This is a genomic window from Aliiglaciecola sp. SL4, from assembly GCF_041538045.1.
Taxonomy (GTDB): Bacteria; Pseudomonadota; Gammaproteobacteria; order Enterobacterales; family Alteromonadaceae; genus Aliiglaciecola.
Genome location: NZ_JBGOSE010000003.1, coordinates 202,634 through 226,630 on the forward strand (window position 1 = coordinate 202,634; position 23,997 = coordinate 226,630).

Here is a 23,997-nt window from a genome sequence, read left to right on the forward strand (position 1 = left end):
AACGCTTTAACGTACCTTAACTTAATTAAAATTGTAACGTAAGCCGATATAAACCCCATTATGTTCGAAACCGTGCTCGCCACGAATATGCTCAACTTCCGTGCGTAATAATAAGTTAACCCCAAGATAAAAATCGAAGCCTATACCAATTTGCCCAGCAGCTATACCTTCATCATACTCACACAAGGTGAAACTTTCTCCACTATTTAAACTAAATGGGGTTGCCGCGCCAAATTCGCACCCCTCCCCTGAAGATAGATTTTGACCTTCAATATCCACGTTCAAAATCCCTAATCGATAATAGAGTTCACCATAATTGTTAGTCGCTTTTCCAAGTACAGAAATACCCAACGCTTCAGCATTGAGCCCAAACTCAGTCAAATTAAGGCCATCAATGGTGGTCGGTATTTGCTCAACTTGAGACTGGTCTGAAAGCTGATGGTATCCAAATTCTGCATACCATTGTTCAGCAAACTGGTAGCCCACGGCTAATTTGTAACTGATTGTACTGGCGCTAGTGGATTCTAGGTCGGTTTTGCCGTATCCCAAGGTCGTAACGCCATACATATTGTCTGTTGCAACAGCATGACCGCTTAGAATTAAAGAAGAGATAATAAAAAGACAACGAGAGATATTCACACATAATCCTTCAAATTGAGCTAAAAACACAGTGAGACTGTATACATTAATTTAGCTTGAATAGTAAAAATTCAAGCTAATTTGAAATCTTATGTTACCCCAATTTATTAAGGATGTGCTTATTTTTTCAGGCAAAATCGACTCAATCTAAGTTTTAATCTATCCAACAAATAAAGTAAAATTAGCAGTCACATGCTGTATATTCTAGATAAGTAAATATTTTTCTGCATTACGAAAGAGGCGATGTAAAGAGCTAACTTCCATCTCCTTATTAGATAAGACTATAGAATGTAGTTGATTTACCAAAGGGCAAATCGACACGTTCGTTATGAAAAATGTGAAATAAGATATTGATTGGCGGGTTTACACTTTTGAAATTAGTTTTTTCGACACTGAGATGCATAATATTGATTGCTATTGCCTGCGTAACAGGCTGCGTTGCCAATGACGATTCGCAACTTCAAATTCGTCACGTTTTCGACAAACAAATGACACCTGATAGTACTGGCTTCGAGTTTGTGTTGATTTGGTATTTACCACCTTCGGAGCTGGTTCGTCGCCAACAGAACCGTTTGATTGCAAATACCGGAGTTACATCGAAAACGACTCAAGTTTCGCGATTCTCTATAAACAATGAGACTCGACTTAAATTAGAAGAAATTGCAATTCAACGATTAGAAACTGAGCTTGAATCTAATAAAATGTGCCCGCATGGATATACAATTGAACAAATTAAATGGCTTGAACGTTCCATTGGATTTATTGGAGAATGCCAATAATGCAAAATAAAGCCACTAGCCCAAATAAAGGATATAAATATGCAAACCATTAAGACACGCGCCGCCGTAGCTTGGGAAGCAGGCAAACCGCTTAGCATCGAAGAAGTTGATTTAATGCCCCCGCAAAAAGGGGAAGTGCTAGTGAAAATAGTTGCCACAGGTGTTTGTCACACTGACGCATACACATTGTCAGGAGATGATCCTGAAGGTCTTTTTCCAGCGATTTTAGGTCATGAAGGTGCAGGAATTGTTGAAGCTGTGGGTGAAGGTGTGACCTTAGTAGAAGTAGGCGATCATGTTATTCCTTTGTATACCGCTGAATGTGGCAAATGCAAATATTGCCTTTCTGGTAAAACCAATTTATGTCAGGCTATACGGGCAACCCAAGGCCAAGGCTTAATGCCTGATGGCAGTACACGTTTTTCTAAAGACGGTAAGCCAATTTATCATTATATGGGCACTTCCACTTTTGCTGAACACACAGTGGTCCCCGAAATTGCGCTGGCTAAAATCCCTAAAGAAGCACCTTTGGAAAAAGTGTGTTTATTAGGGTGTGGAGTCACTACAGGTATGGGAGCGGTTACAAATGCAGCCAAAGTGCAAGAAGGCGACACCGTTGCAGTGTTCGGATTAGGCGGGATTGGCCTGTCGGTTCTAATTGGCGCCAGAATGGCCAAAGCCGGTCGCATTATTGCCATTGATATTAATGAAGATAAATTTGAAATAGCCAAACAACTTGGCGCAACAGACGTGATTAATCCAAAAGATTACGATAAGCCTATTCAAGAGGTCATCGTAGACATGACTGACGGTGGTGTTGAATATTCATTTGAATGTATCGGTAACGTCAATGTTATGCGCTCCGCATTAGAGTGTTGCCACAAAGGTTGGGGAGAGTCGGTGATAATTGGTGTAGCGGGTGCTGGCCAAGAAATCTCCACACGTCCTTTTCAACTTGTTACTGGCAGAGTTTGGCGTGGCACCGCCTTTGGTGGTGTGAAAGGTCGCAGCCAATTACCAGATTATGTGCAAAGGTACTTGGATGGTGAATTCGAACTCGACACCTTCATTACCCATACTATGGGCTTGGAAGATATTAATCAGGCCTTCGACCTAATGCATGAAGGTAAATCCATCAGATCGGTAGTACATTACTAATGTCTATCTTGGAACTTACCTCTTCAGTTAAAAGCTTTGGTGGTCAGCAACAGCGCTTCAAACACCAATCAAAGGTGCTTAATTGTGAAATGAACGTCAGTGTTTTTGTCCCACCACAAGTTGAGCAAAACAAACCGCTTCCAGTGGTATATTGGTTAAGCGGGCTGACTTGTACGGATGAAAACTTCGTCACCAAAGCCGGCGCGGCAAGAGTTGCAGCTGAACTAGGTCTCATTATTGTATGCCCTGATACTAGCCCCAGAGGAGACAATGTTGCTGATGACGACGGTTACGATTTAGGTCAAGGAGCTGGGTTTTATGTCAATGCAACTCAGCCACCCTGGAATACCCATTATCATATGTATGATTACATTGTTGATGAGTTGCCCGACCTAATAAACCAATCGTTTAATTGCATCCCTAAAGTCGCACTTGCTGGACATTCTATGGGGGGCCACGGCGCACTAACAATAGGTTTATCAAATATCCAGAAATACACTTCTATTTCTGCATTTGCACCTATTGTAAACCCGTTAGATTGTCCTTGGGGTAAAAAAGCATTGCACGCCTATTTAGGGGATGATGTGAGTGAATGGGAACAATATGACGCTTGTAAATTGCTGCAGCAGCAAGGCCAATTTTTGCAAATTCCCATATTAATTGACCAAGGGTTGAACGATGATTTTTATCAAAGTCAGAAATTGACCAAACCATTTGACGAACTCGCTCAAAAACTAAAGTACCCCGCCATAGTAAATTACCATTCTGGGTATGATCATAGTTACTTTTTTATTGCTAGTTTTATAGAAGAACATTTGCGTTTTCACCATAAATTTTTGACCGCAACAGATTAAGTCTAAAGCACAAGGTCTTTAGCTTTCCATAAAAAATCCCCTGTTTTACAGGGGATTTTTGTTTTTGAAAGTGCATATGTAATGGCTAATGCTGATGGTGTTGATCTGGCAAAGATTCTAAATAAGTCACCAGGTGATCTATTTCTTTTGGTTTTAAGAATCCTCCCCACGGCGGCATAAGCGGACTTTTACCAACCGCTCCACCACCTTCAACAATAATAGATTTTATTGCTGAGGTATCAGTATTGTGATGATACAAAGGGGATGTGAAATCTGGCATTGGAACACCTAACAGCGCTGCGTCAGGTCCTTTTCCATCCCCTTTCACTCCATGACAACGGGCGCAGTTAACCGCAAACAAGCTGGCAGTTGCTGTTTGGTCATAACCCTCTGGAGTGTTATCTACTTCTTCTCGAAAAACATTCGCTTGATCAGCGTGAACTAATTGCAATACTTCTCCGCTAGGTTCAGATGCTGCTCCTAACGTTGTAACCAGTATTTCTCCACCGCTCAATTGCACCACTGAACTGATTCCTCGTTGCGCATATTGATTGGCTCTGGCTATCAATTTAACGCTTTCCACTTGAGCTTTATCCGAGTCCATCACAAATACTTTGGCTGAATAATTATCCGCAAAAACATACTTATCTTTTAATTCTGGATACATATCAGAACGATTGACAATGCCGCCAATTACCGCTCTGTCGTAGGCATTATGTTCATAGGTATAAACAGGACCTTGTTGAGGAATATCTAATTCTTCCCATGCATCTACACCACTTTTGCTGCGCCCCTCTATCACTGGAAACTGGTAATGTTTACCGGCTTCAATTTTGTTTACTTCTTCCCAAATAGTAGAGCCTACATCACCTAACCAGAGATCGTTTGTAAGAGAATCGAATTTGAATCGAAAGGGATTGCGTAAACCTAACGCATAATATTCATTACGTATGTCGTCATTATCTAAAAACGGGTTATCGTTAGGAATATAGTAATTTTGTACTACACCATATTCCATAGGTTGGTTAATAGGCTGACTTTTTTGCGGATCCATATCTACATCAATACGCAAAATCCCAGAGCGTAAAACCTGCGAAGAGGTTTTTGCTTCAGGCGGATGCACACCTTCTCCCAATCCAATATATAGAAACCCATCAGCTCCAAACTCTAAAGCACCACCATTGTGAAACCCTGAATCATTGCGAATTAAATCAAATAAAATAGTTTCTGAAGCCGTGTTTACCAAAGCGTCCGGTGACGTAATTTCAAACCGAGAAATTCTATTGTGTTGAATATTTTCTTCCCGTGTATCTGTGTAATACAGGTATAAATAAGGTTTCGGTTCGTTCTGGTTAGCAAAATTAGGATGAAAATCGAAACCAATAGCGCCATTTTCCATTTCCACTTCACCCATGAATTCTGACACATTCACCACTACCTGCGCATTATCAGAAGTCAGTGGGGATATCTTTTTGATTTTACCGCCTCGCTCTAACACATAAACCGTGCCGTCATTTTCAGGTCCCTCGCGCACTAAAACAGGCTGCGCAAACTTGAACTTAGGTAAGTAATTTTTGAACCCCCAATCGGAGGTCTCAACAGGGTTGAACCAAATACGGACTTGGGTAATTGCATTGGCAATATCTCGGTCGGAAGTGAATGCTTTTCCCATCGCAAGGGGGACCAAAAAGTATATTACCGCTAAGATCCCTGTAACACTGAACACTCGTTTGAAGGTGGCAGCAATCCCTGTTCCTAAACTACCTAAAATTGTCCCGCCAAATAGCAGGCTATTAATCAACATAAATGCGATAAGATAGAAAACAGTTGCAAACAAACCGATAGCTGCAATTAGTTGAGGATCATAATTGATAGTGGTAGCAAGAAATAAATACAGCGATGCAGTTGTATAAGCATATAAGAACCAAATGTATTCATTTGCAAATCGTTTAGCACTTGAAAAAGCACTACTGCCGTTTCGCCAGCACGCTAGACCTATCTGAATAGCATAGGTAATGACAAATATTTTCACTATTTGCAGCATGTCCCCATGACTTACATAGACATCGGGCAAATGTAAAATACTATCTGGAATTATTTCAAAGTGCTTAGTAAAGCTAAAACTTAACGATACGGTTAAGGCGACCAAAATAAGCTGTACGACTGTGCTTAAAATAAAATACTGACGACTAGTGTTTGACACATTCAATCCTATAAAATTTTTTAAATCTAAAAGGCGTTGTAGCAGGTAGTTAGGCTGCAGCAGCAATCTAACAATATTAAAAGCGCCCTTCTACCCAATTCCAGAAAATTCGTTGTTTTTGACGAATGCAATGGTGTATTTTTCGACTTCTTGTTTAAACGCTTTGCTTGAAAAAGTATGGTCTGCTTTAGCAATTCGGTGAACCGTACTATCACTACTTTTCAACTTTTTCCACGCTTTGTTATTCAGCGTTTGCTGTTCAAACTCTTTTGCGGTCAAATCGATGCCACTTAAGACTAAACAAACCTTGCCCGAAAATGTTTGCAAACCCGTTTGCATTTGAGCTTGATAACTTTGCTGTTGATTATCTTGGCTAGAAACACTATCGCTCACAAAACCTTTTGCATCACCGATGCTATTAGCCACATTCACTTTACCGCGAATTAATTTAGACCAAAACTCTTTAGAAAGTAAACGCTGCACATAATAGTATTTCAGCATGGTTTTCCCCATGGCTGCATCACTTCTCAACCAAGGGTTTAATAAAAATAAACCTTTAACTCGTTTGTCTTGTGGAACATATATCAGCGCAGCCGAGGCTGCATCACAAAGTCCCCAGATGACAATGGAATCTATACCGAGTTCATCACAGAGCAGATCACAAGCAGCATGAATATCATCACTAATGTTCTCAAAGGACTTTTTGTCGCCTTCGCTATCACCCATGCCGGTGTAATCAAAGCGCAATGAAGCTATATTTTCTTTAGCTAAAGCCCGAGAAAGCTGTACAAATTGACGATGACTGCCTACACGATATTGAGGCCCTCCAACAACAATAAGTACGGCAGTTTTAACGGTTTGTGGGGGACGGTGGAGTATCCCCATCAATTCAGCACCATTACTGTTAAACACCACTGCTGACTCAATAGGTTCGGGCATAATCATAATTCTCCCTGCAAGGCGTTCAGAGTAGGTGTATGCAACTGACTTTGTTCGAATATTTCTGGTATTTGCCAGAATGCAGAACCCTCAAAACAGGCTATTTTGAGAAGCTGTGGATCCCAATTTTTAGTCTGTATCGATACCGCTGGCGTGATTGCTTCAGTTGCCAATTCAAACCAAGTTAATGGGCACGTCAGGACTAATGATTTAGAGACCTCTATGTCATCTATGGATGCCAGCAAGTCTGTAGTAATTTCGTAACCTGCTACCTCAACGTTAGTGCCTGACAGAATTCGTTCACGCCAATTTACTTTTTGCTCTCCCTGCATCATTGAATTAGCCTGTTTTAAACGTAAAAACTGAGTCATAAACTGCTTACCCTTCATAACGGGTTTCCATAACAGAATATGCTTGATGGATAAGATTGTTTCGATGCTTGCCAATGATGTTAAAGCCATCAATCCGCCAAAACGTACCCCCCAGAGGTCAATGCTATCGATATCTTTAGATTTTAACCATTGAGCCACGGTAATAATATTATCGCGCCAAATAGAGGCACTGACGTGTTCAATATCTTTTTCACTGTCGCCGGTACCAAGATAATCTAATGCAAATACGCAATATCCCTGTTTAGCTAAAAATAACGCTTGTTTTGTGATTATCGCTCGACTCAGGTTTAGCTCTTCGAAAATAGATGGAAGCAGTAAAACTGTTTTTTGTGGATTCGTTTGTCCGTATTGACTAACAAACAAGCTACCTTCGGCACTAGGTAGGAAATAACCTTTGATCACTTTTGCTTCCTGTAGGTACATGTTTTTTAACAAAGATAATGATATCTTACTCCATATGAAAAGGCATCTAGATGATAAAAAAACACCAATGAACAGCCCAAACACATCTTCAAGAATAATACTTTTTTATCACTTTCCCCATACTTTAATCAACAATATAGCAATTTTGCCAAACATACCTTAGCATAAGCTTAGGAATTCTCTGTTTTTCATGAAGAAAAACGATATCAGGCATAGTTTAGCGGAATCACATGGCAGTAAAATTTTTAAACCCCCTTGCCGATGCAAGTCAATTTCCAACTCCAAGCGTCACAGCGACTCCTAAATTTAGGTTACGTGATTTGGATTTAGCTCAACATGCGAAGGGGGACGTGAGGGAAACAATTTTCACTCGTAACGGTCGCGGTGCCATAGGTATCGCAGGGACGGCGCTAAGAAAAGAAAATCGTAAAAATGTCATATTGATTCCAGCTTATCATTGCCCAGCATTAGTTGAACCTTTTATTTGGTTAGACTACGAAATTCGCTTCTATCCTGTAAAAGCAGACTTAACCGTCGATACCAGTCTATTAAAAAAAGCAATTTGTGCAGGCGATGTGACTCACTGCGTGGTTGTCAGGTATTTTGGATTTGGTCAAAATAACGATGAGGTTATTCAATTTTTACATAGCCAGCCGGTAGAAATTATTGAAGATTGTGCTCACTCGTTGTTTCGATTTGTAGATCATTTTGCAGACTCAGGCAAACAAGTTCCAGATGTTAGCGCGAGCATATGTAGTATCAACAAAATACTGCCCACCATTGACGGTGGTGCACTCTATTTAAAAAATAAATACGAAGCTAAGCTAACTCATGTTGGCTGGCTAGAAGAGGCTAAGGCCTGTGCTTTTATAGTTGGTATTCCGCAGTTTGTTGGCAGATTAAAAGCACGGTTTAAAAAAAGTAAAAATGAAACCGCTGGAGTATGTGCAGAACTTTCAGAAGAAGATAGTCATTTACGTTATTTCCAACCAATTGATCTTGTTTCTGCTAGTTACAGAAATACCAAAAGTATTTTTTGCCACAGTAACCTCAAACTGATTCGGAAAAAAAGACGTAGAAATTTCGAATATATCGTCAACAACATCAATAACCCAAAAGTTGGCGCACCTCTATTCAATTGCCTTAAGGATGAAGACATACCTTACGTCATACCATTTCTGCTTACAGACGAATGTTATTTTTATCAAATTCGCAAAAAAGGCATTCAAATTCTTCGATGGGAAGAAGTTGCGGTTAGTGACTGCAGTATAAGTCAAGATTACCGTTCTCGACTGATTCAGATACCATGCCACCAGCAACTTTCTTCTAGTCAGTTAAATTTTATTGTCGACACTTTTAATCAATTACGCCCCTAGGATAGTTTAATGAATTGGTCAGTTTTAAGTTGTTCTGAATTTTCTACCCATCAAAAAGCTTGGGCAGATCTCAATTGTAAAACCATGAATCTAGCGTTTTTTGAGCCTGAATTCGTACAAGGTCTCATTGCTCACTTTTTTGATGGAAATGAAAAATTAGTTGTAGCTTATACAAACGATGAATTGCAATTCGCTGGCTTCTTTAAGCCTCATGGTAAAGGTCGTTGGGCAACAGCAATGCCTTCGCAATGTCCGCTTGGATTATTCTTACATCGCGAACCACAAATCAGTAGTAGCGTGATGAAGTCTTTATGCAACGCCCTTCCCGGTAATGTAACAATGTTAGATATGCTGCAAATGGATTCAAAATATAGCCAGTTTACCCCAGCAGACGAATTTGAAATCATGCCCTACATTACTTCTGGGAACCGTCCCATTCCTGAAGATTTTGACAAGTATTTTCAATCTCTGGGCAAAAATATGCGACAAAATTACAACAAAGTAATTAATCGCGCCGCCCGAGCTGAAGATACATTGTCTTGGCAGAAAGTCACTAAGCCTGCAGAGGTTAAACAAGCAATTATTAAATACGGTGAATTAGAGAGTAGTGGCTGGAAAGGTGAAGAAGGCACCGCCATATCCCCTGACAACACCCAAGGAAAATTTTATCAACAAGCCTTGGGCAGCTTAGCTGAGAAAGGCAAAGCATGTTGTTGGTACTATTTAATTAACGATGAAATAGTCGCAGTGGATTTGTGTATACAACAAGATGATTGCTTAATTATTTTAAAAACCACCTACAACGAGCAATTTAATAAACAATCTCCGGCGTTAATGCTTAAAATTGAAATGATTAAACACTATTCTCAACAACGAGAACTTGAAGGCATTAACAATATCGAGTTTTACGGAAAAGCGATGGAATGGCACAAGCGGTTAGATTCGACGTTAAGAGAAATAGAGCATGTTACGTTTTACTCGAATACATTGTTTAAATTCGCAATCAAGCTTGCTAAAAAGCTAAAATAGTTCAAAAATACATCTTCAAATGATTCTTTTTGAGCATAGAAAACATATAAATCAGAGGCTACTATGGTGTTAATGCGTAAATTCAAGCAGTCGAAATATTGCTTGTTGTTAATTCTTTGGCTCGTCACCCCACTTTCCTTGGCTACTGAAACGAAAATACCACCTGACTTTAGGGATAGCGCATTCAATTGTGGGAAAACGGTTAAGGGAACTGACTACCGTAGAACGGATTACAAAACAAATGAACTTCGTAGAAAAGTTGAAGGTGCTCACTTTACCAAAGGGGTTCAACGAGGAGAGTACGGGAATGCAGGTTCACTTGAAGGTGACTTAAATTACGTATTGAATAAATTTCCAAATCATCCTAAAGCGTTGCTTGTAGCAGCAAAAAATCAAATGAGACCAGATTACACATCGCAACATAAACTGCGTAAAGATAGGTTCTGGCCTAAAAAAGAATGTTACTTTCAACACGCATTGAATCGAGCCCCAGATGACGGCTTAGTTCATTTGGTGATTGCTATTTTTTATCATCAATATAAAAACTACGAAGTTGCGGCTAGACACTATCAAGAAGCAGTGAAGTTTGCACCTGAAAATCCTGAGGCCCATTATAATTTTGGGTTATTCTTAATGCAGGTCGGAGAAGAATCTAAAGCATTGGAACATGCTAAAAAAGCATACTCAATGGGGTATCCTTTACCTGGATTGAAAAATATGCTTATCGCTGTAAATAAATGGGAAGAAAAGTAGACTCTTTCAGTACCGTTCATTTTTCACGCTTCAAGTTGCATATATAAAAATACTATCTTTGGATAATTGCTAGAAATAATTTTTTGCCAACAATACAAGAAAACCCAGTTTGTCTTGTTTCCATGGTGAAAAACGTAGTAACTGATACTTGTCAGTTGTTTTGGTCGATACCCCATTGGCTGTAGAGACGGCACATTTGTACCCAACCTGCTCTACCAATTTAACATCACGTAGCAAATAATCTTGTTGTGGCTTCCCATTGGGGTAGGCAAAGCTAAATAATTGTTCATCCAATAAGTTTTCTAGGTAATCTTTGTTGTTTTTAATTTGCTTTTTGGCTGAGTCGTCATCTAGTTTAGCTAAAATGGGATGACTACATGTGTGCCCTCCAATCTCCATTCCTGCTTGATGCAACTCAATGACTTGTTCATCACTCATCATTAACCCATCTGGAGCAGCTAAGGGTTGCAACCTTTGTATAATCCTACTTCTCTCAACAAATGGTAAATACTTTAATCTTAATAAGATTTTTTCCGCGGTCTGATGTTTTTCCTGCAAATCAGACGTGATGTAATATTCGTTAGGAAATTCATCTAATGCTAGTTGTTTGTGCGGCCAGTTACGTACATATTCAATAACAATATCGTTCCACATAGTGCCACCGTTTAAGAAATCTGAAGCAATAAAAAAAGTCGCCACAGTGTTATGTTTGGCTAAAATCGGTAACGCAACACTAGCATTATTTTCATATCCATCATCAAATGTAATCACAGCCGCATTTTTAGGTAAGTTACCTTCTTCCAGAAGAGTGGCAGCTTGTTTTAAGGAAAGCAGTGTGAAGTTCTGCTTTAACCAAGTAAGTTGCTGCTCAAACAGATCCGCATGCATTTCGTATGGCCGCATTGGGTCAAACTGTGGCAGCACTTGATGGTAAATCAAAATACTTAGTTTTTTTCCTCTTCCTAGAAACTTAAATAGCACCTTGAACATGAACTCTCCGTCGTAGGTTGTACGTGAACTTTAAAGTAGCGTTAACAATTGATCATCAATCTTTGATATAAAATATTCTTCCCTATATTAATTGTTCATTAAACTCTTTACACTATTAAAAAAAAAGAAATCAATTATTTATCTATGGAATTAATAAAATGGTGGTTCTATTCGCTAATTTTAAGCGTAATAGGTGAAAAGCAGAAACCTCTTATCTATACAACAAAAAATAACCTTTCAAGGGATAGTAAAAAGCCATTTATTTGGATTTTTTGCTCGACTATTGGCGAACTGAATGGCTGTAAACCAATTATTGAATCCCTTTCAAAGTTTTATTCTCTAGTGCTGATCTCTGATCGAGACTGTTATGCCGATGCTTATAGAGTGCAATTTCCTGACGCACAAGTAGTTCAATTGACTGGCTGGAAAAACGAAGCAAAGTCGTTATACAAGTTGTTTCCAACCCATCACTTTATTTTATGCGAAATTCCCTGTAAGCCAAATGATGCTCCTTGCCGCCTATCATATGCTTTTTTACGTTACCTAAAAAAGCAAAAAGCAACCCTAGTTGCGGTAAACAGTTGGCTTTACGAGTATGCGCCTTCTTGCAAACAGGATGTTATTGAAAGGCGCTTATTTTCAAAGGAATATGTAAGACTTTTCGACTCTTTTATGGTTCAAACAGATGCCGTTAAAGAGAAGCTAAACAAAGCCGGCGCGCTAAAATCAAATATACATGTCACAGGGAATTTAAAATTTGATGCCGTGAGTGATCTAAAAGTACATTTCAAAGACGACAATGCGAAGTCTCTATTTTCACAGCTCCATATGTTGGATAAATCCATTTTTGTTGCAGGATCCTTATCCGATAAATATGAATATATGGCTTTGATTGATGCCTTCGTTACTTTAAAAAATAGTTCCCCAAATACTTTAATGATAATGGCTCCCCGCCATCCTGAGAAACAGCAACAACTTGATGTGATTGCAGAGTTACTGACCAAGAAAAACTTAAAATTTCAATTTAGATCACAAGTTGAAAAACCACTAGATTCAACTTTAGACGTATTGGTACTAGATACGTTTGGGGAGCTAAGAGGTTTATATTCAGTCTCAAACTTCTCTTACATTGGAAAAAATCACAATGTTTTAGAACCCCTCGCCTTTGGCAAACCCGTCGTTATTACTAGCGGCTGGGAATCCACCTATCCGAGCTATCCGGTTTATGAAATTTCCAAGCAAAACGGCTTACTGTTCGAAATTGAAAACCCAGCTGATTTAGGAGAAGAGCTGATTAAGTTAAGTGCGCTAAGCAGTGAACAATTTAAGTTGAAAACGATGAGGACTTTGCAGGATCTAGCCACCACATTGGCAAAAAATATCCGTATTCTGCAGAAACTAAAAATCATGAAACAGGTGTAATTATCGATGACGGAAAATGTCGATTTAACAAAATTAAATGTGTCGATAGTGCACAGGCGCATAAAACATCATGCCCAACACTCCGGATATAATACGGTTTTTGAATACATGAAAATTCCTCATGCAGAAGGTGGAATAAGATCTTATATTGCGGGCCATATGCCAGCAGGCTTAAAATGGAGGTTGCATTCACTTCGGCCACAAGCTGTTGGAGATGAGGGACTAATTCCTGAATTAAAAGCCCTATCCACAGTTGCCTCTTCAAAGCCTGGTATTTGCCATTTTATTTATGGAGAGGACACGTATTTTTACACCCCTCTTTGGCAACATAAAAATAAAAAAGTTATTGCTACCTACCACTACCCCCCAGTCCGCCTAGATGAAAGAGTAAATCGAGCCATAATTTCACGTTTAAGCGCCGTCATACTTATGTCAAACAGTCAACGAAGTTGGTTTGAGAGATATATTCCAAAACAAAATATCCATGTAATACATCATCATGTGGATACCGACTTTTTTAAGCCCGATGTGAATAGCGTTAGAGCTGACGGGAAGCTTCGGATAGTCAGCCTTGGCGGAATACTACGAAATATGGATTTACTCGAGAAAGTGGTGGTGCTGTTAACAGACACATTAGGCAGCGAAGCGGTTAAGTTTGATTTTCTGATTCCAAAGAGTGAATGGCCACGTTTTGATAAGATGGTCAATGTTAACCTACTCTCCGGCATTTCAGATGAACAATTAAGAGATGTATATCGAAACGCGAGCATCGGATTTATGCCTTTAATTGATTGTACGGCGAATAACGCAGTATTAGAGATGATGTCAACAGGCAAGGCAATTGTATGCTCCAATGTAGGAGGGATAAGTGATTATCTAAACAATGAAGGCGCGGTGCTATTCGAACCTTCAAGTTCAGCAGAAGCCATCACAGCAGCAATATTGGATGTTTTTAACGACAAACAAAAAATGGAAAAAATGCAAAATGCAAATAGGCAGCGAGCAATAAAACATTTTTCATTGGCCGCTACAGCAGAAAAGCTGGCGCATTTATATTCTCAGCTTTAATTCTCATTTAGGTTTATTCTTGTTCGATTAATTTAATAAACTGACGCGTTAAATGATCAACGGAAATTACCTCTCTTTGAGAGTATTCCAGTGCATTTTGACTAATTTCTCTATAATAAGATGGCTCACTAAAAAGCTTATTGATTTTTTCACTCCAATCAAATGCCGTCGCGTCGGGAGCCATCAAAATACCTCCTTTTCCAACGGATTCCTTAAGTCCACCGATAGCCCTAGCAATGACAGGAATACCGCTAACTTGAGCTTCACTTGCAACCCTTCCCCACGCTTCCTCCCATAAGCTTGGCATTATGACTATTTTGGCTTGCGAATATATATTGACCATATCCAATTGTTTAGGCGTTAATTTAACATTTTTTAACGGTTCCACATTTTCAACTAAATATCGCTTAACCTCATCCGTATACGACCATGATTCTACAAATAGAAAGGGTAAGTGAGGATTGTTTTTCGCTATCTCTGTAGCTAAGTGAACTCCTTTTTCAGGAAAAGGACAAATAAAAACGATCTGTGTTCCTGTTAAAGGAACCTTGTATTTCGAATAATCAACCATGGGTGGTATAGCGGTAGATTTTAATTGGAAGCATTTCAATAGTTTTTGTGATGTAAAATCAGAATTTGCGATATAACTTAACTTTTCATCAGCAAAATATTCACCACCGTGCTTCGCAAACTCTACATCTCTCACATAAATGGACACCTTATGCGTTCCATTTGTTTGTAAAGCAATTTTAGCGAGTTTTATACATTCCCCCGCTTGCATAATAACCCAGTCTGGTTTTAATGAATTTATTACTTTAGGTAACTTTTCATGTAAATCCCATACTCGGAATACTGGATATTTCATTACGTAGTCACATACTGTGTCGGTCCTGTGCAACTTCATTTTCAGTCGTGTTTTAAATGAAATAAAATCCCCGGAATCCAATGTTGAAAGAACTGACACTGGATAACCGTTTTTAAGCATTTCTATACATAACTGATGAGTAGAAGCTTCGGCACCACCTATTTTTTGTGGCAAGTAACTGTGGCTTGTGACAAACAAAATCGACGGTTTCATTAATACTAGGTGCCTTTTAAACTTCATATTTCACATAGACTTGTTACTTTTCAACTCAGATTAGCAACTTTTCGTTTCACTGGTAATATACATTCTTTCCAATTAAATTTCTGCATTTCCATTGCGATGTCAGAAGTGGGAATTGCCTTTAAATTATCGAGTGTGTTAACAATTGCACTATCTAAAGATCCATCGATAGTATAAGTCAGGCCCGAAATATGGTATTCATTTAGCGAAGCAATTTGGGGCACCAATACTGGTTTATTAAAACTATAAGCTAAAAGTAAACTTCCAGAAGTCAAAGAATTATTGAAAGGTAATACAACCAAATCACATGCATTAAAATATAATTGCAACTCCTCATCATCAATAAATTTGTTATGTAAAATAATTCTTTCATCTGAACTTATTTGCAGTTCTAATTGATTGGCATAAGAAGATTCTTTTAGTTTACCCGCTATTATTAATTTTAGATTGGAAGTCTTTAACTTTTTAAATGCTAAGACAAGTTCACTTACACCTTTGTAAGGTCTGATTGCACCAACAAATAAAATTACTTTTTCTTCAGCTGTTATATTTAATTTATTCCTAGCCTGCTCTCTAGAAATCAAGTTTAAGTAGTTATTTTTGTAATGTCCGTGGCGCATAACAACTACATTACTAAATTTCCCAAATAGATACCTTAATTGCCTTTTTGCACTGTAGGAGTGCACAATCACACATTCACAAATATGTAAAATAGCTACTCTAACCAACCAATCAATCAATCGGCTTCTGGATTCGTGTGGAAATGTATTGTGAAGTGTGAAAATGACTTTCTTGCGGGATTTTTTTAAAAATAATAACATCTGAATAAATTTAATGGCATGGCTAAAACAAATTTTCCAGCTACTGTTATTATAAAATTCAATTAACCAATGAAAATGCACTATATCGTATTCGTCTAGGTTGTTTTTCAGCCAAGCATAAGCCGAACCATTGGATGCAACCAATTTCACACTTTCATCACATAACGCGGAATAAAAGTTATTAATATAAGGGTTATTTTTGTCTTCGGCGGGGAAAGCGGCAATCCTAACCATCGAACACTCCTTCCAATAAAGTTTTAGAGATCATAGCGTGTTTTCAATGTATTAATTTCAATTTCCATGGCTGACAACGCATCCTTGAAAACATTTTCAGAGCTTAAAAAAGAATGGTTTTGTGCAACAGCTTTACGTAAATCGGTTGTAATAAGGTACTTTTTGAGCTCTCTTTTGAGTTTTCCTTTAAGGCTATTCAACTCCTCTTGCCAAAATCGTTTTAACACTATCTCTTGATGTTCGAGTTCCATTGATTGACACCAATCAACCCACTTAAAGTGGTGTGTTTCGCCCTCATAGGCCGAAGTGAAAGAGGTGTAAGGGATCCAAGGGATTCTTAGCGTATCAGCCAAAATTGCACCATGCATGGCTTCTGTTATGACAAGTTTACAACTACTTAATGCATTCATAAAGTTATCAACAGACGTACACGGTGAAATCAATTGATATCCCAATTTATCTGCAATTTCATGCCAAGGAGTTTGCTCAGTTCTGAAATAGGGGATTAAACCAATTTCTTTAGCTTGATTAGATTTTTTAAAGTAGTTGGCTGCTAAAATTGCGGGATCTGTAATGTATTTTACTTTAACTCCCTGCTTCGCCAAGGCTTTTTGAGTATTTGGCCCACGAACAAATCTTATATCCCAGCTTTCGTCGATTTTCGGTACCGAATCAATTGTTCTAGCGCCAGTCCCAAACACAACTTTATGTTTGTAATCATCAAACCTGTTATCTAAAACAGAGCCTATTGCAATTAAAACAGAATCTTTATTGGCATTAGTTAAATTTGGAAAAAATTTATGCCACAAATATGGGTTTAGATCATCACCTACATTTTTAGTGGCCGTTTCAAAAAATCCTAGTCTCAAATTTATTCTCTCCTTAATTTTAATTTACTTTTTACATTATTAAAAAAAGCAACTCTTGCCAATTCACTTAATATTTCGTGTTTCGTTAACAACAGCATAAATAACCAAGTTGTAAACGTTACTGCAAGTATGGCTAACATGATTAAAGGGTTATATAAATTCAATTGTAGGTAGTGAATAATCACAAAAAATTCAATCCCCAAAACCAAAGAGATAAACGAGTTATTCAAGACTATCTGTGAGTAACTGCTAAAATTGACACCAAATATCTTAATAATTTTAGGTAACAAAATAATCAATCGCAAAATAGAAAGTGTCAAAAACAAATAGAGTAGTTCCAATAGTTCGAAATCATACATAACAAAAATAGCAATATAAATTAACCTTATTAGGAACATACCGATAGCGAGCCAAAGCACGAACTTTTCTTGTCCCATTACATTAAGCATTTGCTCAACTGATGGTAAAAGTGAAATCACTATCATGGAAAGGCAAATCACTTCCAAAAGAGGGGGAACACTTTGCCATTGTTCACCATATAAAAGCGTTACAATGGGATCAGAAAAAGAGAATACAAATACATAAAATGGAATAGAAAAAATTTGAATATAGTTAAAAATTTTTAGCACTGGTTGAGCTAAGTTAGAATCTGAATTGTTAAGTTTCGCTAAAAATGGCTGAATGGTAGGCGATACGGCTTGTAAGATTAACTTTGAAAAAATACCCGACGTTGCTGACGCTTTTGAATAAAAAGCTACCCCTTCAATAGAATGATATTTGCCAATTACGAATTCTGGAATGATTTGTCTGAACTCACTAATTAAGTTGGACAAACTGATAACAGAACTGAATCCAATAATCTTTTTTACATCAGTTAAGTTAATTCTGTAATAAATAAATTTCGAATATCTAAGTAAAAAAGCCACACTGGCCAACGTTCCCACCACTGAGCCAATTGCTAGGGCATACACCCCCTCCCCTTGGAAGGCTAATGTTAAGGTTACAATCACCCTCAAAATAGTGCTAAAAATGTCGGACTTCATTATTTTATCAAAGAATAAATCCCGTTTAAGTAAGGACAATGATAAAGTACCAAATGGAATAATAATAAAGTTGATGGAAAGTACTTGGATGAGTAGTTCCACCTCAACCCTACCAAAAAATTTAGCCGCGAATGGTGACATTACATAGTAAAAAAGAGTGATAGCCCAACATATAGCTAAGGAGATCGTAAAACAGGTTTGAATTTTTTCGGTGCTGAGATCTTTTTCTTTAACCAGATAAAGGGATAATCCAAAATCACGCAATACCTGACCGATTACGATGCTTGCTGCTGCAATCGAATACAATCCGATCTCTTCTGGTGTTAAAATCCTCGAAATTAACATTACAGCTAGGAAATCTATGGTCAAAACCGAATACTTTCCAGCAAAAGAATAGACAAGGGCTCGTCGCAAAGAAGACATATATTAGGCTATTACCAATTTGAAATTACATACTAATTAACATGTAATTTGACGTGTTATGCGGTTTGAAAGATTACTCCGTGAAATTACAGCATTTCTTGACTTAAGTCATTCTTTAAAAACGTCTAAAGTCTCTTTTCAATCTATAATCTACTATTGTTTTGGATACAAAGCCAGTGGTTAATTAATACTGGATAATTGTTTGGAAATATTTTATTTTGATCGAGGTATAATACATATTGATTAATTTAATGACTTTAAAAACAACAGTAACGAAACCTTACTCACACCAAGTAAGCGTAATCATTCCAGCTTATAATGCATCAGCACTTATTAAACCAACTTTAGAATCAGTGGTTAATTCCACTCTGACCGACTTTGAGGTAATTGTAATAGATGATGGCTCATCAGATAATACCTTTGAAGTTGCATCAAATATTGATCCTCGAATTCAGGTCATACGACAGAAAAATGCGGGTATGTCTGCCTCAAGAAACAAAGGAATAGAATTAAGTAAAGGGGAGTTTATAGCGTTATTAGACGCTGATGATATTTGGCACCCACAAAAGCTCGAGTTTCAAGTTAATGCACTAAACAGCAATTCCCAATTTGACTTTTGCTTTACCGAATTTACCAGTTGGCATGGTGAAAATAATCAAGATTTTTCGGTATCGAAAAGAAGTGCCAGCATAGAACCCTCATTGACAGGCTGGATTTATCACAAAATGCTGTTAACTAACTGGGCTCTTCCCTCTTCAGTTATGTTTAGAAAAACCGCTTGGGATAAGCTTGGCTCCTTCATATGCGAGGATCACCAAACTGATGATTGGGAATATTTTGTTCGAGCTAGCAAAACTTGCCAATTTGTGAAATTAAAGGAATCTTTTGTACTCTACAGGCAAATTTCTAGTTCACTCTCGAGAAGAGTACCAGAAAAAAATGCCACCGAAATTATGCGCTCAACACTCATTAAACGCTTTGGATACACTTCTCCAGATGGCGCCGAAGTAGATCATAAAGAGCTTTCAAGGAGAAGTTACAATGGGCATAGTCATTTTGCAGATGCCCATGTCGCAAGAGGAAAGTTATCAATTGGACTCAAAGCATTTTTCCAATTGCTAATAAAAGGGCCTAATCGCACAAAAACCATGCTCACCCTTTTAAAATCAATATTCAAAAGAATTAAGCCAGTTTAACAATTACCCGACTTTAAATTCTGGCTCTTCTTTTTGTAACCACAATTCAAGTACAACCATAATCCAAATCAACTCACCGTAATAGCCGGTATGTACCGAGTTGTGGGCATCTAATGCTTGGTCTATAAGCGAAGAATTTACAATATCACGCAGTTTAAAACGGTTTAATGCGTCAATAGTGATATCTTTAAGCTGCTGATTTTCCTTCATCCAGACACCAAAGGGTAAACCAAAACCGTGCTTACTTTTGCTCAAGGTTTCATCCGCTAAAAATCCTTTGCAGGTTTTTTTATAAAAATCACGTAACTCTCCCCCTGGAAGTTTAATATCCGCAGGAATTTTGCAACTAAAGTCGATTAACTTCTTATCCAGTAAAGGGAAACGGACTTCCACTCCTGCCAACTCACACATTTTAGTGACTTTAACTAAATCGTTATCAGCAAGGGTATTTTTCCAGTCTAAATACAACATTTGATCCACTGGGTGAGAACTCTTACATTCGTCAAATCGCTGATTAAGTTGTTGGATAGGTGCCTGTTGCTCTACAGTGTCGAGGAACTTTTTAGGAAAAATCCTCTCTGCACCCATTTGATTCACAAAGTTATGGGTTTGTAACCGCCCAGGCAATGGCACTCGCGCTTGTTGCAAGTAACTAGCACCCTTTTTAATTATTGGTATTTTTCGACCTAAAGAATTATTCACTGTCACATTTAACAAGCTTCCCACTGGCGCTGGAAGTTTATTGTACATTTCAAAAACTTTTTGTTTTGCATAGCGCTCATTACCCGCAAACAATTCATCACCGCCATCACCTGCTAACAAAACATCCACACCTTTGTTTTTGGCAAATTTAGCGCAGAAAAAAGCGGCCATTGCAGATGAGTTGCCAAAAGGTTCATCAAAATACTGGGCAACATTTACAAACTCTTCAACAACTTCTTGAGGCTCAAGATAAAGTACCTCATGCTCTGTGCCAAAGTGATTTGCAGTAATAAGGGCATACTCAGTTTCATCATACCCATCAACTTTGAATCCAATGGAAAAGGTTTTAGCATGCTCACTTGTTTTAGCCAACATTCCTGCAACAGTTGAGCTATCTAAACCACCGCTTAAGAAAGCACCTATATTTCCAAATTCAGCGTTTTTAACACATTCTTCAATTATTTCTAGACAATCTCTTTGGGCCTCTTCTGGATTATTTAATGAAGAGGCAAACATAGGCGAATATAACAACTGAGTATGGGTACCAGCGACTGAATCAAATATTACGGCCTTGCCAGGTTCAAGTTTAAATGTATTTTCATAAATTGAGGTGGGGGATGGTATGCAATGAAAGTAAATATAGTTATAAAGAGCCTGATTATTGATCTTAAGTTGCGTATCTTCGTGTGACTTTATATCTTTCAAATTACTAGAAAAATATAGTGCGGAATCACTCTCATGGTAGTAGCAATTTTTCGTCCCCATTTGATCATTAAACAAAATCGGGGCTTGTTGCTGATCGAAATACAACATCCAGAACTGGCCTGATAAGCGCTGATAAATGCTGGCAACATCAGTCAATTTGGTCATAACCATAAATAATTCATTTACATCGGTGGCTACACCATCTAAAAAAACATATCCAGAGAGACATAAGGCAGCTGAATCATCACTTTTACTATGAAATTGCTGATGCTTGCAAATGTGAACAACCTTTTGTTCATTAATCGGGAATGTTAACCACATTGAAGATTCTTGCACTTTTATCGCCTGCCTTGTTTTAGTTTGCCCTTGGTTTATTTGATATTCTATCGTCAATTAACTTGTTGTACAGCATAGATTCAACACTAGTGACAGGATCACCAAAAAGCTTGTATAAAATTGTTATAGTAAGTGTATAAACCACAAATCCACTTATCACTTTCAGTGCTAATATTAAAACTAATGGAAGCGCTAATACTGGAAAATAATCAATTGTAAAATACATGACCGCCACTGCACTTACAGGTCGTCCCCAACTGATCACGACCGTCAATATGGGAAGTGATAATGTTCTACATAAGACTGTCAATACAATTGGAAAAGATAAACAAACTGCTATAAATAAATGTTTAGGAAGGTTGTGAATATCATAAAAAGTTAAATTGACGATAACAGCAGCAAGTAGCATTACATTTCGAAACCACATTAATTTGTTAGATAAAGACTCTTTTTTTAAAATGACCAAAAACTGTTCACTGAAAAACATGAGTATACCGCCAATCATTGTGTATAAGCTAAACCAGGTCATTAGCGGAATGGCTGCAGTCCATTTAGTTCCTAAGAATACTAAAATGAACTCTTCTGAAACTAAACTTAATCCAAATCCAACTGGTAAAAAAATATAAACAGATAAAGCAAACACCGTTATTAAGCGTTGTTTAAAGTCAGATTCATGTTGTAAAAGAGCTAAATTTGGCAATAAACCTCGAATAACAGGTATCAACAATTCTTTGGAAAACATTGAAGCTAAGTTAATAGAAACATTGTAAATGCCGAGGAAATCTGCAGAAGCAACGCGACCTACCACTAAAGCATCGCCCTGATTATTTAAATACCGACCAATACTTAACGGTACCGTCGACTTTGAATACTGAAATATATCTCGCCAGCCTGATATTTGTAATCGAGGTCGATACTCATGCCAAATAAAACTAAGTATGACCATAGAAAGCGTAAAAACGAAATGCCCTACAACGATTGCCCAATATGACTCTAAATAGATAGCGAAGCTTATAGTAACTATCATATATATTATTCGTGAATAAAGAGTAACACTAAAATCCAATTTAAAATTAAGCTGCTTTTGCGCGATCAATAAACCCACGTTACTAAATGACTGCAATAACCTTATTGCAGCTAGACAGAAAATAACAGGTTGCAAGTTTTCTTGTTGATAAAAACTGGCAATCGTTGGCGCAAACACGATCAAGGGAATCGAAATAATTAACCCTTGTAAAACTCCCGCAGTCCATACCGTGTTATATAGGTAAGTCTGATGTTCTTTTATTCGTAATAAATACAAATTAAGACCTGCTTGGCTGATAGCATCAAGCAAGCCTAACGCCAGCATTGCCATGGCAATAACACCGAAATCAGAGGGAGATAATAACCTAGCAAGAATCACGGTGGTTATCATACCGATAAATTTAGAGCCCCAACGAGATAAAACTGACCAATATATACTCGCCAGCATGTTGGTTTTCGGGGGTTTAACCATCGAATGAACCGTTAAAGGGTAAAATGCCGTAAATAGCGTCTAACATGCCATTAGGCGTTTCAAAGGTGTCGATAACTTTACGAGTCCTCATATCAACCTTAACCACAAGGGCATTATTACCAGAGGCGTATTTGAAATTACGTTGACTAAGAAATTTTAATCTTGATTTCATACCAGTTTTACGTAATTTGGAAAAACCAACGTAAAACATATCACCTTCAATATACAAACCTCGGCACCAACCCAAGGGGCGGTTAGAAACGTTGAGAAAAGGGTCAATTATTTCAATCATCTTGCGTTCAATAGGATCACATAACAACAAAACCCCATCGACTTGCGTGAAGACTAATTTATCTTTCCACCACAAGCCATCATGCACACCTTTATCATTACCTAAATTAATATCGATGCGGTCTGACACCTGAGATAGATTTACTGCATCTTCCTGCGTACACCTTGTTACCCAAACCTGGTTGTCTAATTCAAAAACAAAATTAGGGTGGCTGTCGTGTGGTCTAGTAGAATGATATTTACGATAATCAATATTGTTATCAAAGCGGTGCCAAGGCGCCTTGCCCTCTGTATTAACAATGCGCGTGATAATTCCGCTATCTGGATCACAAAAAACGACGTTATCCAGCCCAGTTGATGTAATGACTAACTCTCCCTTAATCATTGTTACCGAGTGAATATTATGAAAACAAGGATGGGAAATGGTTTTAACTAATTTAAAATCAGGCAACTGATACAAATGGACCTCAGTATCAGTTGGTAACCATAACTTTTGGTCTACAATACAACCATTAGTAAATTGTAGATTAGGATGTTCTGAGGGGTAATTGCTGCCGCCTTCATCTTGTTGAATGATAATTCGACACAATTTAGTCTCAGTATCGAGTTCAACTAACCTAGCACTTTGATAGTACTTTCCTTCACCTAACTCAAACCCATTGGGCCTTAAGCAACCACCTGAAAGCAACAACTTGTTAGTCATTATTTACCATATCCAAACTATATAATGGCCTGAGGTGTAATATTCA

21 protein-coding genes are annotated in these 23,997 nt (G+C 37.9%); 9 read left to right on the forward strand and 12 right to left on the reverse strand.

What is annotated here, in order from left to right:
• Nucleotides 1-21: 21 nt before the first annotated feature.
• Nucleotides 22-639 (reverse strand): hypothetical protein, encoded by a 618-nt coding sequence (locus AB6T38_RS06330; RefSeq protein ID WP_372546491.1) that lies wholly within the window; start codon nucleotides 637-639, stop codon nucleotides 22-24.
• A gap of 407 nt (nucleotides 640-1,046) precedes the next feature.
• Between AB6T38_RS06330 and AB6T38_RS06335 the strand changes: the two genes are divergently transcribed.
• Genes AB6T38_RS06335 through fghA form a run of 3 tightly spaced genes read left to right on the forward strand, consistent with a single transcriptional unit; the run spans nucleotide 1,047 to nucleotide 3,430 of the window.
• Nucleotides 1,047-1,418, forward strand: coding sequence for a hypothetical protein (locus AB6T38_RS06335; RefSeq protein WP_372546492.1), 372 nt, complete (start codon nucleotides 1,047-1,049; stop codon nucleotides 1,416-1,418).
• 39 nt (nucleotides 1,419-1,457) lie between these two features.
• On the forward strand, nucleotides 1,458-2,576 hold the full coding sequence (locus AB6T38_RS06340; protein WP_372546493.1) for an S-(hydroxymethyl)glutathione dehydrogenase/class III alcohol dehydrogenase: 1,119 nt from the start codon (nucleotides 1,458-1,460) through the stop codon (nucleotides 2,574-2,576).
• Complete coding sequence (gene fghA, locus AB6T38_RS06345) at nucleotides 2,576-3,430, forward strand: S-formylglutathione hydrolase (protein ID WP_372546494.1); 855 nt, start codon at nucleotides 2,576-2,578, stop codon at nucleotides 3,428-3,430. The genes AB6T38_RS06340 and fghA overlap by 1 nt, the downstream gene beginning before the upstream one ends.
• A gap of 85 nt (nucleotides 3,431-3,515) precedes the next feature.
• On the opposite strand, the gene AB6T38_RS06350 is transcribed toward fghA, so the two are convergent.
• The 3 genes from AB6T38_RS06350 to AB6T38_RS06360 form a co-directional block, all read right to left on the reverse strand.
• Nucleotides 3,516-5,633, reverse strand: a complete 2,118-nt coding sequence (locus AB6T38_RS06350) for a PQQ-dependent sugar dehydrogenase (protein ID WP_372546495.1) — start codon at nucleotides 5,631-5,633, stop codon at nucleotides 3,516-3,518.
• A gap of 90 nt (nucleotides 5,634-5,723) precedes the next feature.
• A complete protein-coding gene (locus tag AB6T38_RS06355; RefSeq protein WP_372546496.1) occupies nucleotides 5,724-6,578 on the reverse strand; it encodes a hydrolase 1, exosortase A system-associated in 855 nt (284 codons plus the stop codon).
• Entirely contained in the window at nucleotides 6,575-7,366 is a 792-nt protein-coding gene (locus AB6T38_RS06360) for a hypothetical protein (RefSeq protein WP_372546497.1), read from the reverse strand. The genes AB6T38_RS06355 and AB6T38_RS06360 overlap by 4 nt, the downstream gene beginning before the upstream one ends.
• 251 nt (nucleotides 7,367-7,617) lie before the next feature.
• Here AB6T38_RS06360 and AB6T38_RS06365 point away from each other — a divergent pair, with 251 nt between their 5' ends.
• The 3 genes from AB6T38_RS06365 (at nucleotide 7,618) to AB6T38_RS06375 (ending at nucleotide 10,545) form a co-directional block, all read left to right on the forward strand.
• Nucleotides 7,618-8,763, forward strand: coding sequence for a DegT/DnrJ/EryC1/StrS family aminotransferase (locus AB6T38_RS06365; protein WP_372546498.1), 1,146 nt, complete (start codon nucleotides 7,618-7,620; stop codon nucleotides 8,761-8,763).
• 9 nt (nucleotides 8,764-8,772) lie between these two features.
• Nucleotides 8,773-9,792: a GNAT family N-acetyltransferase gene (locus AB6T38_RS06370; RefSeq protein ID WP_372546499.1), complete on the forward strand. Its 1,020-nt coding sequence runs from the start codon at nucleotides 8,773-8,775 to the stop codon at nucleotides 9,790-9,792.
• Nucleotides 9,793-9,864: 72 nt separating this feature from the next.
• The gene (locus tag AB6T38_RS06375) at nucleotides 9,865-10,545 is read left to right on the forward strand and encodes a tetratricopeptide repeat protein (protein ID WP_372546500.1); all 681 of its coding nucleotides are present in this window, start codon (nucleotides 9,865-9,867) and stop codon (nucleotides 10,543-10,545) included.
• A 69-nt stretch (nucleotides 10,546-10,614) separates the two neighbouring features.
• Here the strand turns inward: AB6T38_RS06375 and AB6T38_RS06380 are convergent, their stop codons facing one another.
• Nucleotides 10,615-11,535, reverse strand: coding sequence for a polysaccharide deacetylase family protein (locus AB6T38_RS06380; RefSeq protein WP_372546501.1), 921 nt, complete (start codon nucleotides 11,533-11,535; stop codon nucleotides 10,615-10,617).
• A 144-nt stretch (nucleotides 11,536-11,679) separates the two neighbouring features.
• Here AB6T38_RS06380 and AB6T38_RS06385 point away from each other — a divergent pair, with 144 nt between their 5' ends.
• Both AB6T38_RS06385 and AB6T38_RS06390 read left to right on the forward strand, forming a co-directional pair.
• Nucleotides 11,680-12,957: a 3-deoxy-D-manno-octulosonic acid transferase gene (locus AB6T38_RS06385; protein WP_372546502.1), complete on the forward strand. Its 1,278-nt coding sequence runs from the start codon at nucleotides 11,680-11,682 to the stop codon at nucleotides 12,955-12,957.
• 6 nt (nucleotides 12,958-12,963) lie between these two features.
• Nucleotides 12,964-14,025: a glycosyltransferase family 4 protein gene (locus tag AB6T38_RS06390; RefSeq protein ID WP_372546503.1), complete on the forward strand. Its 1,062-nt coding sequence runs from the start codon at nucleotides 12,964-12,966 to the stop codon at nucleotides 14,023-14,025.
• A gap of 13 nt (nucleotides 14,026-14,038) precedes the next feature.
• On the opposite strand, the gene AB6T38_RS06395 is transcribed toward AB6T38_RS06390, so the two are convergent.
• The 4 genes from AB6T38_RS06395 to AB6T38_RS06410 are packed head-to-tail and all read right to left on the reverse strand — an operon-like array spanning nucleotide 14,039 to nucleotide 18,520.
• Nucleotides 14,039-15,103: a glycosyltransferase gene (locus tag AB6T38_RS06395; protein ID WP_372546504.1), complete on the reverse strand. Its 1,065-nt coding sequence runs from the start codon at nucleotides 15,101-15,103 to the stop codon at nucleotides 14,039-14,041.
• A 50-nt stretch (nucleotides 15,104-15,153) separates the two neighbouring features.
• Nucleotides 15,154-16,185 carry a glycosyltransferase gene (locus AB6T38_RS06400; protein ID WP_372546505.1) on the reverse strand — a complete coding sequence of 344 codons (1,032 nt, stop codon included), beginning with the start codon at nucleotides 16,183-16,185 and terminating at the stop codon, nucleotides 15,154-15,156.
• Between the two features lie 23 nt (nucleotides 16,186-16,208).
• Nucleotides 16,209-17,054 (reverse strand): polysaccharide pyruvyl transferase family protein, encoded by an 846-nt coding sequence (locus tag AB6T38_RS06405; protein ID WP_372546506.1) that lies wholly within the window; start codon nucleotides 17,052-17,054, stop codon nucleotides 16,209-16,211.
• Between the two features lie 2 nt (nucleotides 17,055-17,056).
• Complete coding sequence (locus AB6T38_RS06410; protein ID WP_372546507.1) at nucleotides 17,057-18,520, reverse strand: oligosaccharide flippase family protein; 1,464 nt, start codon at nucleotides 18,518-18,520, stop codon at nucleotides 17,057-17,059.
• 251 nt (nucleotides 18,521-18,771) lie between these two features.
• On the opposite strand from AB6T38_RS06410, the gene AB6T38_RS06415 reads away from it, so the two are divergent.
• Entirely contained in the window at nucleotides 18,772-19,716 is a 945-nt protein-coding gene (locus tag AB6T38_RS06415) for a glycosyltransferase family 2 protein (RefSeq protein ID WP_372546508.1), read from the forward strand.
• A 3-nt stretch (nucleotides 19,717-19,719) separates the two neighbouring features.
• Here the strand turns inward: AB6T38_RS06415 and AB6T38_RS06420 are convergent, their stop codons facing one another.
• Genes AB6T38_RS06420 through AB6T38_RS06430 form a run of 3 tightly spaced genes read right to left on the reverse strand, consistent with a single transcriptional unit; the run spans nucleotide 19,720 to nucleotide 23,951 of the window.
• Complete coding sequence (locus AB6T38_RS06420) at nucleotides 19,720-21,459, reverse strand: asparagine synthetase B (protein WP_372546509.1); 1,740 nt, start codon at nucleotides 21,457-21,459, stop codon at nucleotides 19,720-19,722.
• 19 nt (nucleotides 21,460-21,478) lie between these two features.
• Nucleotides 21,479-22,957 (reverse strand): oligosaccharide flippase family protein, encoded by a 1,479-nt coding sequence (locus AB6T38_RS06425; protein WP_372546510.1) that lies wholly within the window; start codon nucleotides 22,955-22,957, stop codon nucleotides 21,479-21,481.
• On the reverse strand, nucleotides 22,950-23,951 hold the full coding sequence (locus tag AB6T38_RS06430; RefSeq protein WP_372546511.1) for a hypothetical protein: 1,002 nt from the start codon (nucleotides 23,949-23,951) through the stop codon (nucleotides 22,950-22,952). Before AB6T38_RS06430 ends, AB6T38_RS06425 begins: the two co-directional genes overlap by 8 nt.
• Between the last annotated feature and the right edge of the window lie 46 nt (nucleotides 23,952-23,997).

Coding starts and splice junctions, on each gene's coding strand:
- AB6T38_RS06340 (WP_372546493.1), top strand. CDS start 1,458: ATGCAAACCATTAAGACACGCGCCGCCGTAGCTTGGGAAGCAGGCAAA.
- fghA (WP_372546494.1), top strand. CDS start 2,576: ATGTCTATCTTGGAACTTACCTCTTCAGTTAAAAGCTTTGGTGGTCAG.
- AB6T38_RS06355 (WP_372546496.1), bottom strand. CDS start 6,578: ATGATTATGCCCGAACCTATTGAGTCAGCAGTGGTGTTTAACAGTAAT.
- AB6T38_RS06365 (WP_372546498.1), top strand. CDS start 7,618: ATGGCAGTAAAATTTTTAAACCCCCTTGCCGATGCAAGTCAATTTCCA.
- AB6T38_RS06370 (WP_372546499.1), top strand. CDS start 8,773: ATGAATTGGTCAGTTTTAAGTTGTTCTGAATTTTCTACCCATCAAAAA.
- AB6T38_RS06375 (WP_372546500.1), top strand. CDS start 9,865: ATGCGTAAATTCAAGCAGTCGAAATATTGCTTGTTGTTAATTCTTTGG.
- AB6T38_RS06380 (WP_372546501.1), bottom strand. CDS start 11,535: ATGTTCAAGGTGCTATTTAAGTTTCTAGGAAGAGGAAAAAAACTAAGT.
- AB6T38_RS06385 (WP_372546502.1), top strand. CDS start 11,680: ATGGAATTAATAAAATGGTGGTTCTATTCGCTAATTTTAAGCGTAATA.
- AB6T38_RS06390 (WP_372546503.1), top strand. CDS start 12,964: ATGACGGAAAATGTCGATTTAACAAAATTAAATGTGTCGATAGTGCAC.
- AB6T38_RS06395 (WP_372546504.1), bottom strand. CDS start 15,103: ATGAAACCGTCGATTTTGTTTGTCACAAGCCACAGTTACTTGCCACAA.
- AB6T38_RS06400 (WP_372546505.1), bottom strand. CDS start 16,185: ATGGTTAGGATTGCCGCTTTCCCCGCCGAAGACAAAAATAACCCTTAT.
- AB6T38_RS06410 (WP_372546507.1), bottom strand. CDS start 18,520: ATGTCTTCTTTGCGACGAGCCCTTGTCTATTCTTTTGCTGGAAAGTAT.
- AB6T38_RS06415 (WP_372546508.1), top strand. CDS start 18,772: ATGACTTTAAAAACAACAGTAACGAAACCTTACTCACACCAAGTAAGC.
- AB6T38_RS06425 (WP_372546510.1), bottom strand. CDS start 22,957: ATGGTTAAACCCCCGAAAACCAACATGCTGGCGAGTATATATTGGTCA.
- AB6T38_RS06430 (WP_372546511.1), bottom strand. CDS start 23,951: ATGACTAACAAGTTGTTGCTTTCAGGTGGTTGCTTAAGGCCCAATGGG.